Source organism: Micromonospora sp. CNZ322 (genome assembly GCF_007827755.1).
Window position 1 is genome coordinate 18,639 of sequence record NZ_VITD01000012.1, and the last position, 12,299, is coordinate 30,937.

Annotated in this window: 12 protein-coding genes; all 12 read left to right on the forward strand. The window is 72.9% G+C overall.

All coding sequences use genetic code 11. The features are described 5' to 3' along the window. Positions 1-332 precede the first annotated feature (332 nt). On the forward strand, positions 333-653 hold the full coding sequence (locus FB453_RS34365; RefSeq protein ID WP_186718510.1) for an STAS domain-containing protein: 321 nt from the start codon (positions 333-335) through the stop codon (positions 651-653). 43 nt (positions 654-696) lie between these two features. After that, positions 697-1,101 (forward strand): hypothetical protein, encoded by a 405-nt coding sequence (locus FB453_RS24780; RefSeq protein ID WP_145793963.1) that lies wholly within the window; start codon positions 697-699, stop codon positions 1,099-1,101. A gap of 84 nt (positions 1,102-1,185) precedes the next feature. Further along, the gene (locus tag FB453_RS24785; RefSeq protein WP_145793965.1) at positions 1,186-1,860 is read left to right on the forward strand and encodes a DUF6766 family protein; all 675 of its coding nucleotides are present in this window, start codon (positions 1,186-1,188) and stop codon (positions 1,858-1,860) included. A 123-nt stretch (positions 1,861-1,983) separates the two neighbouring features. Continuing rightward, positions 1,984-3,645 (forward strand): carbamoyltransferase C-terminal domain-containing protein, encoded by a 1,662-nt coding sequence (locus FB453_RS24790; protein WP_145793968.1) that lies wholly within the window; start codon positions 1,984-1,986, stop codon positions 3,643-3,645. Further along, positions 3,642-4,667 carry a glycosyltransferase gene (locus tag FB453_RS24795; RefSeq protein ID WP_145793970.1) on the forward strand — a complete coding sequence of 342 codons (1,026 nt, stop codon included), beginning with the start codon at positions 3,642-3,644 and terminating at the stop codon, positions 4,665-4,667. Before FB453_RS24790 ends, FB453_RS24795 begins: the two co-directional genes overlap by 4 nt. Continuing rightward, complete coding sequence (locus FB453_RS24800) at positions 4,664-6,286, forward strand: HAD-IIIA family hydrolase (RefSeq protein WP_145793972.1); 1,623 nt, start codon at positions 4,664-4,666, stop codon at positions 6,284-6,286. Before FB453_RS24795 ends, FB453_RS24800 begins: the two co-directional genes overlap by 4 nt. Further along, entirely contained in the window at positions 6,283-7,254 is a 972-nt protein-coding gene (locus tag FB453_RS24805; protein ID WP_145793974.1) for a glycosyltransferase, read from the forward strand. The genes FB453_RS24800 and FB453_RS24805 overlap by 4 nt, the downstream gene beginning before the upstream one ends. Beyond that, entirely contained in the window at positions 7,239-8,456 is a 1,218-nt protein-coding gene (locus FB453_RS24810) for a glycosyltransferase (RefSeq protein ID WP_145793977.1), read from the forward strand. Before FB453_RS24805 ends, FB453_RS24810 begins: the two co-directional genes overlap by 16 nt. Continuing rightward, positions 8,456-9,163 carry a D-sedoheptulose-7-phosphate isomerase gene (locus FB453_RS24815; RefSeq protein WP_486480425.1) on the forward strand — a complete coding sequence of 236 codons (708 nt, stop codon included), beginning with the start codon at positions 8,456-8,458 and terminating at the stop codon, positions 9,161-9,163. The genes FB453_RS24810 and FB453_RS24815 overlap by 1 nt, the downstream gene beginning before the upstream one ends. Continuing rightward, positions 9,160-10,611, forward strand: a complete 1,452-nt coding sequence (locus FB453_RS24820; protein WP_145793979.1) for a PfkB family carbohydrate kinase — start codon at positions 9,160-9,162, stop codon at positions 10,609-10,611. The genes FB453_RS24815 and FB453_RS24820 overlap by 4 nt, the downstream gene beginning before the upstream one ends. Beyond that, the gene (locus tag FB453_RS24825) at positions 10,608-11,303 is read left to right on the forward strand and encodes an SDR family oxidoreductase (protein WP_145793981.1); all 696 of its coding nucleotides are present in this window, start codon (positions 10,608-10,610) and stop codon (positions 11,301-11,303) included. The genes FB453_RS24820 and FB453_RS24825 overlap by 4 nt, the downstream gene beginning before the upstream one ends. Beyond that, positions 11,300-12,289: a glycosyltransferase family 9 protein gene (locus tag FB453_RS24830; RefSeq protein ID WP_145793984.1), complete on the forward strand. Its 990-nt coding sequence runs from the start codon at positions 11,300-11,302 to the stop codon at positions 12,287-12,289. Before FB453_RS24825 ends, FB453_RS24830 begins: the two co-directional genes overlap by 4 nt. Positions 12,290-12,299: the final 10 nt, after the last annotated feature.

Sequence of the window (12,299 nt, forward strand, 5' to 3'; positions counted from 1 at the left end):
ACCCCGGGCCGGCGGACCAAACCGGACGAGCGGCACCTCTTCGGGGATTCTCGCCAGCACTGCCGGATCGAGGCTCGGCCACCGCGCGAATGGTGTCAGCGGCGAAAATCGTGGGTAGGGTGGTTCGCGGGTCAAGACATGCGCCCAGGTCCGCCGCCCGCGTCTCGTCGCCGCGGGAGGGTCCGACTCACCGATGCACCAGATCGGGAGGCGCCATGTCCATCCTCGAACAACCCACTCGGCAGCACGCTCAGCCCACTCGGCACGACGCTCAGCCCACTCGGCACGACGCTCAGCCCACTCGGCAGCACACCCAGCCCGCCAAACCGATCATGACGCTCGACCTGCGCAACGATCGGAATGCGCCACTGATCGCCGTTTCCGGCGAGGTCGACATGAGCACCGCTCATCTCATCAGTGAGCTGGCCGAACACGTGATCACCCGGCGACCCGCACGTCTGGTGCTCGATCTCTCCGGGGTGACCTTCTTCAGCGCCCACGGCATCAGCGCCCTGTTGCGAACACAGCGCGCGGCCGAGTCTGCCGAGGTCGTGTTGGCCCTGCGCGCCGCCGCTCCCTGCGTCACCTACCTGCTGGCGGTGACAAGCACCGGGATAAACCTGGATATCCCGGTGGCCAACGCCAGTCGATGATCCCATTCGGCTGGGAGGCGGCGATCGGGGGGAGTGGCCCTACATGAGGGGTGGAGGCGCCGCGGTCGGCGCGGCTCTGGTTCTGGTGACCATGGCAGGTTGCAGCTCGGTGACCGACCGCGGCGACGCGGCGGCCGCCGTCGCCGTGCGGATGCTGACCGCCGTCGCCGAGAGGGACGCGGCTGCGGCCTGCGCGCTGCTGGCACCCGACACCCTCGGTGAACTCGAGCAGTCCGCGGACAAACCGTGCGCGGAGGCGATCCTGGCCGAAAACCTCACGCAACCGGGCAGGGTGTCGGCCAGTGAGGTGTACGGCCAGCGGGCGCAGGTGCGGCTCAGCGGCGACACGGTCTTCCTCGCCGTCTTCCCCGGCGGCTGGCGCGTGGTCGCCGCCGGTTGCACCGCCCGGGGTGAGAAGCCCTACGACTGTGTGCTCCAGGGAGGCTGAGCCAATGCGGATCCAGTTCGTGTTGCTGCTGCTCGTGGTCGCCGCTGGCCTGGTCTACTTCGGTGCGCTGGGGGTGTTGCACCGGTGAGGAGATTTCTTCGCGAAAACTCCCTCGGCCTGGTCTTCGGCCTGCTGTTCCTCCTCTCGCTGGTCGGTCAGGCCTTCGCCGGGCACGCCGACTTCAACCAGCGACAGTTCAGCGAGGGTCTGGCACCGGTGTCGCTCGGCCGGTACGTCACGTCGGCGAGTTTCGCAGTGGACGTCACGGAGAACTGGCAGTCGGAGTATCTGCAGTTCTTCCTGTACATCTTCCTGACCGTCTGGCTGCTGCAGAAGGGCTCGCCGGAGTCCAAGAAACTCGACAAGCCCGGCCGTGAATCGGATGAGGACCAGATGGTCGGCGCCCACGCCACCGACACCTCGCCGGCGTGGGCCCGCATCGGTGGGGCGCGGCAGGCGCTCTTCTCCCACTCGCTGGGCCTGGTCATGGGTGCGATCTTCGCGCTGTCGTGGCTGGCGCAGTCGATCGCCGGGGTCGCCGCGTACAACGAGGAGCAGCTCGGCAACCTTCAGGATCCGGTGTCGTGGGGGCAGTACCTGCTCCAACCGGACTTCTGGAATCGCACCCTGCAGAACTGGCAGTCGGAACTGCTGGCCGTCACGTCGATGGTGGTTCTGTCGATCTACCTGCGGCAGCGCGGATCGTCGCAGTCGAAACCGGTCGGCGCGGCCCACTCCGCGACCGGGGTTGAGGGCTGAACAGGGAAGCCGCGTGGACGATCGGCGCCGGTCCGGCCAGCCCGAGCTAAGTGGACAATCAGTACTTTTGGGAAGTTGCTGATCTCTGGGTTTACCGCGTCGGGGCTGGGTAGAGGCCCGTCTATGCGCGTCCTCGGGATAAACGCTGTCTTCCATGACCCAGCGGCCGCCCTGGTCATCGACGGTCAGGTGGTGGCTGCCGCGGAGGAGGAGCGGTTCAGCCGACGTAAGCACGGCAAGCGTCCGGTGCCCTTCTCCGCGTGGGAACTCCCCGAACTCTCCGCCGCCTGGTGTCTGCGTCAGGCCGGAATCGACGCCGACGGCCTGGACGGTGTCGCCTACTCCTTCGATCCGGGCCTGTGTCGGGACGCGGCCGAGTTGGGTCTGGCCGACCCCTGGGACTGGCTACGAATCGAGTACGCGAAACGCGCGCCGCAGTTCCTCGCCGCGGCGCTGCCGGGCCTCGACCCGGACATCGTGCGGTTCGTGCCGCACCACGTCGCGCACGCCGCCTCCGCGGGGCTCGCCGTGCCGCCGGACGCGACCGGTGCGGCGACCTCCGCCGTTCTGGTTCTCGACGGGCGGGGCGAGACCGCGAGCCACCTCGGTGGCGTCTACTCCCAGGGACGACTGCGGCAGCTCGCCGCGCAGCAGTTGCCGCACTCGCTGGGCCTGCTCTACGAGGACCTCACCCGGCACCTGGGCTTCCTGCACTCCAGTGACGAGTACAAGGTGATGGCGCTGGCCTCCTACGGCGAACCGCGCCACCTCGGGCTGCTGCGAGACCTGGTCCGCACCACCGGCGACGGCGGGTTCACGGTGGGTCAGATCGACTGGTCCTCACTGGCCAAACCGCGCGCCGTGGACGGGAAGATGACCGCCGAGCACGCGGACCTCGCCGCCAGCGTGCAGGCGCGGGTGGAGGAGACGATCCTCGACCTGGCCCGCTGGCTGTACGAGGCGGGCGACGGCCCGGCAACCCTCACCATGGCCGGCGGGGTCGCGCTGAACTGCGTCGCCAACGCCCGGATCGCCGCCGAGGGCCCGTACCAGCGGGTCTGGGTACAACCGGCCGCAGGCGACGCCGGCACCGCGCTCGGCGCGGCCCTGCACCTGGCGAGCGTGCTCGGTGACTCGACCGCACCGATGCCCGGCGTCGACCTGGGCCGCGGGTGGAGCGACGACGAACTGGAGGCGGAGCTGCGTCGAGCGGCACTGCCGTACCGGCGGCCGGATTCGATCGCCGTCGAGGCCGCCCGGGTGCTGGCCGGCAATGGTGTCGTCGCCTGGTTCCAGGGGCGGAGTGAGTACGGACCCCGGGCACTCGGCCACCGGTCGTTGCTGGCGCACCCCGGCGACGCCGACACCACCCGCCGGATGAACGACGTCAAGGGCCGGGAGCAGTTCCGGCCGATCGCCCCGATGGTGCGGGCCGAACGCGCCGCCGAGATCTTCGAAGGGGTGCTGCCCAGCCCGCACATGCTCTTCGTGCATCGGGTCGCGCCCGAGTGGCGGGAGCGGATCCCGGCGGTGGTGCACGTCGACGGCACCGCTCGGGTGCAGACCGTCGACCCGGCCGCCGAGCCGCTGGTGGCCGAGATGCTGGCCGAGTTCGACCGGCTCACCGGGCTGCCGGTCGTGGTCAACACCTCGCTCAACACCGCCGGTCGGCCGATGGTCGACACACCACGGGAGGCGATGGAGCTGTTCGGCTCGGCGCCGGTGGATCTGCTCGCCCTCGGCCCGTACGCGGTGCACCGTGCCGACCTGGGGACACCGCGATGATCAGCATCGTGGTGCCGACAGTGGGCCGGGACAGTCTCGGTGATCTGCTGACCACGCTCGCCGCGCAGGTCGGTGAGCGAGCGGGGCTGGAGATCCTGCTGGTCGACGACCGGTCCTCCGGCGGCGGTGAGCTGCCAGTGCCCGGGGCTCTCACGGCGTACACGAAGGTTTTGCGCGGTAAGGGCGCTGGCCCGGCCGCCGCCCGCAACCTGGGCTGGCGGGCGGCCCGGTTCCCCTGGGTGGCGTTCCTCGACGACGACGTGGTCCCGGCGCCGGACTGGCTGGACCGGCTCCTCGCCGACCTCGCGGTGCCTGACCGGATCGGTGGCGTGCAGGGCGTCGTGCGGGTGCCGCTGCCTACCGGCCGGCGACCGACCGACTGGGAACGGGCGACCGCAGGTCTGGCCGACGGTGAGTGGATCACCGCCGACATGGCCTACCGTCGGGCCGCCCTCGCCGCCGTGGGCGGCTTCGACGAACGGTTTCCCCGGGCCTACCGGGAGGACGCCGAGCTGGCCCACCGGGTGCGGTTCGCCGGCTGGCAGTTGACCAGAGGCACCCGGACCGTCACGCATCCGGTGCGCTCCGAGAGCCGTTGGGTCAGCCTGCGTACCCAGCGGGGCAACGTCGACGACGCCCTGTTGCGCCGCCTGTACGGTGCCGGCTGGCGCGACGAGCTGGGCGTGCCGGCGGGACGTCGCCACCGGCACGCCGCGATCACCACGGCCGGGATCCTGGCGGTCGCTGCGCTGGCCGGTGGGCTGGCTGCCGGGCGGTCCGGTGCCGGCCGACCGCTTGTCGGCACGGCGACGCTGGCCGGTGCCCTCTGGTTGGCCGGTACGGCCCGGTTCACGCACGAGCGGATCGCGCCGGGGCCGGGTACCCGCGCGGAGGTTGCCACGATGCTGGTGACCAGTGCGGCGATTCCGCCGCTTGCCGTGACGTACTGGTTGCGCGGCTGGTGGCGCGGTCGGCACGCGACGCCGTACCCGGTCGTGCGTCGTCGCGACGGTGTGCGATGACCCTCTTCGACGCTGTGCTCCTGGACCGGGACGGCACCCTGATCGAAGACGTGCCCTACAACGGGGATCCGGAGAAGGTTCGCCCGATGCCCGGCGCGCGGGCGGCGCTCGACCGGCTCCGCGCCGCCGGGCTGCGGCTCGGCGTGGTGACTAACCAGTCCGGGCTGGCCCGTGGCCTGTTCACCGCTGCCGACCTGGGCGCTGTGCATGCTCGCGTCGACGCGCTGCTCGGCCCCTTCGACACCTGGCAGGTCTGCCCACACCAGGAGGGCGACGGCTGTCGGTGCCGCAAGCCGGCACCCGGGCTGGTCGACGCGGCCGCCCGGGCGCTCGACACGGACCCGACCCGCTGTGCGGTGATCGGCGACATCGGCCGGGACATGGCCGCCGCGGCGGCGGCCGGAGCCGCCGGCATCCTGGTGCCGACACCGGTCACCCGCGCGGAGGAGGTCGACGCCGCCCCGGCGGTCGCCGTCGACCTGGCGGACGCGGTCGACCAGGTTCTCCGCCGTCAGGCGCTCGCGGGTGCCCAGCTGGCCGCCGACGGGTCCGCACCAGCGCAGCGGGCCGACGGGCGTCCGGGCACAGTGCTGGTGGTACGCAGCGACTCGGCCGGTGACGTCCTGATCACCGGGCCGGCGATCCGCGCGGTAGCGGCCGGCGCGGACCGGGTCGTCCTGTTGGGTGGTCCACGCGGCCGGGCCGCCGCCCGGCTGCTGCCCGGCGTGCACGAGGTGATCGAGTGGCCGCTGCCGTGGATCGACCCGTCGCCGGCACCGGTGCAGGCGGAAACGATGCGGGCGTTGATCGCGCGGCTGGCCGCCGTCGACGCCGACCAGGCACTGATCTTCACGTCGTTCCACCAGTCCCCGCTGCCGCTGGCGCTGCTGCTGCGGATGGCCGGCGTGCCGTGGGTCGGTGCGATCAGCGACGACTACCCCGGCAGCCTGCTCGACCTGAGGCACCGGGTGCCGGTGGGGATACCGGAGGTGGAGCGGGCCTTGTCGCTGGCAACGGCGGCCGGCTTCGGGCTGCCGGCCGGCGACGAGCCGACGCTGCGGCTCGCTGCCGACATGCTGCCGTCCCGGCCACCGGTCGACCTGGCGGCCGGCTACGTGGTCGTCCACCCCGGCGCGTCGGTGCCCGCCCGGGCCTGCCCGCCCCGACGCTGCGCCGACATCGTCGCCGCCCTCGCCCGCGCCGGTCACCCAGTGGTGGTCACCGGCGGCCCGGACGAGCGCGAGCTGACCGCTCAGGTGGCGGCGGCGGGCGGCGTCGACCTCGGCGGTCGTACCTCGCTGGCCGAACTGGCTGTGGTACTGGCCCACGCCGGCTGTGTGGTGGTCGGCAACACCGGCCCGGCCCACCTGGCCGCCGCAGTCGGCACGCCGGTGGTCAGCCTCTTCGCTCCCACCGTCCCGTTCGGGCAGTGGGCGCCCTACCGGACACCGCTGGTCCGGGTCGGTGACGCCGGTGCCGCGTGCCGACACAGCAGGGCCACCGTCTGCCCCGTGCCCGGCCACCCCTGCCTCACCGGGGTCGACCCGGCCGAGGTGGTGGCCGCCGTCCAGCTGCTCACGACCGGGGCCGACGCCGCCGCAGTGGAAGGAGTGCGATGAACATCCTGGTGTGGCACGTACACGGCGCGTGGACCACCGCGTTCGTCCACGGCAAGCACCGCTACCTGGTCCCGGTAACCCCGGATCGCGGCCCGTACGGCCTCGGCCGGGCACGGACCTACGACTGGCCGACCTCGGCCGAGGAGATCACGCCGGACCGCCTCGCCACCGAACCCGTCGACCTGGTGATCCTGCAACGACCCGAGGAACTGGACCTGGCCGAGACCTGGCTGGGCCGACGCCCGGGCCGGGACCTGCCGGCCATCTACGTTGAGCACAACACCCCGAAGGGCGACGTACCGAACACCCGCCATCCGATGGCCGACCGGGACGACCTGCTCATCGCCCACGTCACCCACTTCAACCACCTGTTCTGGGACAGCGGCGCGACCCGCACCACAGTCGTCGAGCACGGCATCGTCCCACCCCGGGTCAGCTACGACGGCAGCCTGGCGCGGCTGGCGGTGGTCACCAACGAACCGGTCCGCCGCTGGCGGGTCACCGGCACCGACCTGATGCCCCAGTTCGCCTCGATCGCTCCGCTGGACGTGTTCGGGATGGGCGTGCAGGCGCTCGCCGAGGCGGTCGAACTGCCCGCAGCGCGCCTTGCGACGTACGACCTGCCTCAGGCGCGGCTGCACGAGCAGATCGCCCGGCGGCGCGCCTACCTGCACCTGTGCCGCTGGACCTCGCTCGGGCTCAGCCTCCTGGAAGCCATGACCATCGGCATGCCGGTCGTCGCGCTGGCCACCACGGAGGCGGTCGCGGCCGTACCGCCGGAGGCGGGCGTGCTGTCGACCAACCTCGGCACACTGCGGGACGCCGCCGCGTGGCTGATCGACGACCCGGTCGCCGCGCGGGCCATGGGCGAGCACGCCCGCCGCGCCGCCACCGATCGGTACGGACTCGACCGGTTCCTCGCGGACTGGGACCGACTACTCCAGGAGGAACAGTGCGCGTTGCGATGATCTCCGAACACGCGAGCCCGCTGGCCGCGCTCGGCGGGCCGGACGCCGGTGGACAGAACACCCACGTGGCTGAACTCGCCGCTGCCCTGGCCGACCAGGGGCACGACGTACGCGTCTACACCCGACGCGACGAGCCGCACCAGGACCCGGTGGTCCCGCTGGGCGACGGGGTGAGTGTGCTCCACGTACCGGCCGGACCGGCCGAGCCGACACCGAAGGACGAACTGCCGCCGTACATGCCGGAATTCGGCCGGTGGCTCGTCCGGCACTGGGAGGACGACGTGTGGCGACCGGACGTGGTCCACGCGCACTTCTGGATGAGCGGGCTCGCCGCCCTCACCGCCGGTCGGCAGACCGGCGTGCCGGTGGTGCAGACCTACCACGCGCTGGGCACCGTCAAGCGCCGCCACCAGGGCGCCGCAGACACCAGCCCGCCGCGCCGGATCAGGTACGAACGGATGCTCGGCCGCAGCGTCGACCGGGTCATCGCGCAGTGCGCCGACGAGGTGGACGAGCTGACCCGGATGGGCATCCGCCGATCGGCGATCACCGTCGTACCCTCCGGGGTCAATCAGCGGATCTTCACGCCGGACGGCCCCGCCGCCCGCCGTGACCCGAGCCGGCCGCGCCTGCTGGGCGTGGGTCGGCTGGTCGATCGCAAGGGCTTCCAGGACGCGGTCCGCGCGCTGCGGGCGGTGCCCGAAGCCGAGTACGTCCTGGTCGGCGGCCCGCCGGCGGCGCGGCTGACCGACGACGGGTACGCCCGGCGGTTGCGTGCCCTGGCCGAGTCCGAGGGTGTCGCGGACCGGGTACACCTCGTCGGGGCCATACCTCGCGAGGAGATGGCCCGGTGGTACCGCTCCGCGGACCTGCTGGTGGCGACACCCTGGTACGAACCGTTCGGGCTGACCCCGCTGGAGGCGATGGCCTGCGCGACGCCGGTGGTCGGCACGGCCGTCGGCGGCCTGACCGACACCGTCGTGCCCGGTGTCACCGGCGACCTCGTACCGCCCCGTGACCCGGAGGCGCTGGGCGCCGCGCTGCGCCGGCTCCTCGCCGACGCGGACCGGCGTCGCCGCTACGGGGTCGCCGCCGTCGAACGGATCCGCACCGGCTACTCCTGGACCCGAACAGCGACCCGCCTCAGCGCCGTCTACACGGCCGTGTGCGGTGCGCCCCAGACCAGCGGGGCGGTGGCCTGATGACCGAACAGTTGCTCCTCGACGCACACCTGACCCAGCTGTCCCGGGCCCTGCCCGGCTACCGCGACGCCGCCCGCCGACTCAGCCGCTGGGGCAGTCACCTGGCCCGGACCCTCGCCGCCGGTGGCCGGCTGCTGGCCGCCGGCAACGGCGGCAGCGCCGCCGAAGCCCAGCACCTCACCGCCGAACTGGTCGGCAAGCTCCGCGACGACCGCACCCCGCTGTCGGCTATCGCGCTGACCGCCGAGACATCGTCGTTGACCGCGATCGGCAACGACTACGGCTTCGACGAGATGTTCGCCCGTCAGGTACGGGCGCACGGCCGGCCCGGCGACATCCTGCTGCTGATGTCGACGAGTGGCCGCAGCGAGAACCTGCTCGCGGCAGCGGAGGCCGGACGGTACGCGGCGCTGACCTGCTGGGCGTTCACCGGGCCGGCACCCAACCCGCTCGCCGACGCCTGCGCCGAGGCGCTGACAGTGCCGTCGCCCGAACCGCAGGTCGTGCAGGAACTGCACCTGGTCTCCACCCACCTGCTCTGCTCCTACGTCGACGAGGCCCTGCTGCGGCTGCGGCGGGCCGGGCCGGACGAGCTGCTCGCCGCCCACGACGGCGCGACGTCACTGCTCCCGGCGCGCAACGGTCGAGGACCGTCCACGGCGCGGCGACTGCTGGCCGTGGCACCCGGTGAGGAGGCGCCATCATGAGCGGCCCGCTGGTAGTGGTCGGGGACACAGTGCTGGACCGGGACGTCGACGGCACTGTCGACCGGCTCTGTCCGGACGCCCCGGCGCCGGTCCTGGACGAGAGGTCGGCTACCGACCGGCCGGGTGGGGCCGGGCTGGCCGCCCTGCTCGCCGCCGCCGACGGGCACGACGTCGTGCTGGTCACCGCGCTGGCCGACGACCCGGCCGCAGCCCGGCTGGCCGAGTTGCTCACGGCCGCCGGGGTGCGCCTCCATCCGATGTCGCTGCCCGGCGCCACCCCGGAGAAGATCCGGTTACGGGCCGAAGGGCAGGTCCTGCTCCGGCTCGACCGTGGCGGCGACACCCAGCCCTGCGGCGAGCCGTCGGCCGCAACGCTGCGCACCCTGGCCGAGGCGGGAGCCATCCTGGTCAGCGACTACGGGCGCGGCGTGGCCCGGCAACCGGCGCTGCGGCGCGCGCTCGCCGCGACCTCCGCACCGGTGATCTGGGATCCGCACCCCCGGGGGCCGGCGGCCGTGCCGGGTACACGGCTGCTGACCCCCAACGAGGGGGAGTTGTTCCAGCTCACCGGCGACGCGGCGACCGGGTCGCGGCTGTCCGGGGTGGCCCGTTCGGCGCGCACACTGCGGGACCGCTGGCGGGCCGCCGCGGTCGCGGTGACCCTGGGTGGTGACGGCAGCCTGCTGTGCCACAACGGTGGGGCACCGCTGGTCGTACCGTCACCGGTGGCGTCCGCGGGTGACACCTGCGGCGCTGGTGACAGGTTCGCCTCGGCCGCCGCGCTGGCGCTGGCGAACGGGGCGCTGGTGTCGGAAGCGGTCGAGGACGCGGTCCGGGTCGCGTCGGCCTACGTGGCCGCCGGCGGTCCGAGGCGCCTGCCGACCCGCACCGACGCGCACGACGTCGCCCCCACGCGCATCGTGGTCGGCCCGGCCGGCGACGGCAATGGCCGGGAAGGGGCAGCGTCCGTACTGGCCCGGGTACGCGCCGACGGCGGGACCGTCGTCGCCACCGGCGGCTGTTTCGACCTTCTGCACACCGGACACCTGGCCACCCTCCAGGCCGCCCGGCGGCTCGGCGACTGCCTCGTCGTCTGCCTCAACTCCGACCGCAGCGTCGCCGAGCTGAAGGGTCCCGGTCGCCCACTCACCGCTCAGGTCGACCGGGCCCGCCTGCTCGCCGCGCTGGACTGCGTCGACGCCGTCGTCATCTTCGACGAGCCGACCCCGGACGCGGTGCTCTCCTGGCTGCGCCCCGACATCTGGGTCAAGGGCGGCGACTACGCCCGCGGCGCCGACCCGGAGCACCCCGACCTGCCCGAGACCGAACAGGTACGGCGTTGGGGTGGACAGGTCGTGTTCGTGCCCTACCTCGACGGACGCTCTACCTCCAGCACCATCGCGGCCGCCCGTGCCGGCGGCCGACAGTTGACGGAAGGACGACGATGAACAACTCGTTGACCAGCAAGGCGGTCCTGGTCACCGGCGGTGCCAGCGGCCTCGGTGCCGCCGTCGTGACGGCGCTGCAGAAGGCCGGCGCGCGGCCGTACGTGCTGGACCGGCAGGCGCCCGCCGACGGCGTGCCGTGGATCGAATGCGACCTCGCCGACACCCGGGCCGCCGAACAGGCCACCCGTCACCTCACCGAGCAGGCCGGTGAACTGGACGGGGTGGTCACCGCCGCCGGCATCGACACCCCGGGTCGCCTCGGTGACGTCCCCGCCGAAACCTGGGAACGCGTCGTGACCGTCGACCTGCTCGCCACCGCGGCGGTCATCCGGGCCGCCCTGCCCACCCTGGAACGCTCCCACGGCACGGTGGTCACCGTCGCCTCCACGCTGGGTGTCAAGGCGGTCAGCGACGCCTCCGCCTACTGCGCGGCAAAGTTCGGCGTCGTCGGTTTCACCCGCGCGCTCGCCGCCGAGCTGGCCGGCTCGGTGGGCGTCACCCTGCTCATCCCGGGTGGCATGCGGACGGCGTTCTTCGACGGCCGCGACGAGCAGTACCGGCCCGGAACGGACGCGATCCTCAACGATCCCGCCCATGTCGCCGACGCGGTGCTCTTCGCGCTCTCCCAACCAGCCGGCTGCGCCGTACGGGAACTGGTGGTCTGCGCCGAACAGGAGAGTTCCTACCCGTGATCCTCGCGCTCCGAGCCCTCGGTATCGGCGATCTCGCCACCGCCGTGCCGGCCTTACGCGGGCTGCGCGCCGCCTTCCCGGAGCACCGACTGGCGCTGGCCGCACCGCGCTGGCTCGCCCCGATGCTCGACCTGATCGGGGCAGTCGATCAGCTCATCGATGTCGACGGGCTGGGGCCGTACCGGTGGCCACCGCTGTCGCCGGACTGGGCGGTGAACCTGCATGGGCGGGGACCGCAGTCGCACCGCCTGCTGCACACAGCCCAGCCCCGGCGGCTGATGGCCTTCGCGTGCCCGCAGGCGGGACATCACACTGGACCGCGGTGGCGGCCCGACGAGCACGAGGTCCACCGGTGGTGCCGGCTGTTGGCCTGGTACGGCATCGTGGCCGACCCGGACGACCTCGCGCTGCGCCGACCACCCCCGCAGAGCCTGCCGACCGGGGTTACCATCGTGCACCCGGGCGCGAAGGCCGCGCAGCGGCGCTGGCCGGTCGACCGGTTCGCCGCCGTGGCCAGGGAACTGACTCGCCGGGGACATCGGGTGGTGGTCACCGGGTCGAGTGGCGAGGGTGTCCTCGCCGCCGAGGTCGCGGCTCGGGCCGGTCTGCCCGGTTCGGCGGTGCTCGCCGGACGGACCGGGGTGGGGGAGTTGGCCGCCCTGGTGGCCCACGGTCGGTTGGTGGTCGCCGGCGACACCGGCATCGGTCACCTCGCGACCGCCTACGCCACGCCATCGGTCCTGCTCTTCGGGCCGGTGTCACCGGCGTTGTGGGGGCCACCGGTCAACCGCCCCTTGCACCGCGCGCTCTGGGCCGGGCCCGTCCCCTCGGGCCGCGCGGTGGCCGAGACCCACCCGGCGTTGGCGGCACTTGGTGTGGCACAGGTCCTGGAGGCTGCGGAGGAGGTCGAACGGACAGGACGCGATCTGCCCGGCGCGGCACCGGCCATCGCCAGCAGGGAAAGGTTCTCCTGCCGATCCTGGTGATCATCGACCA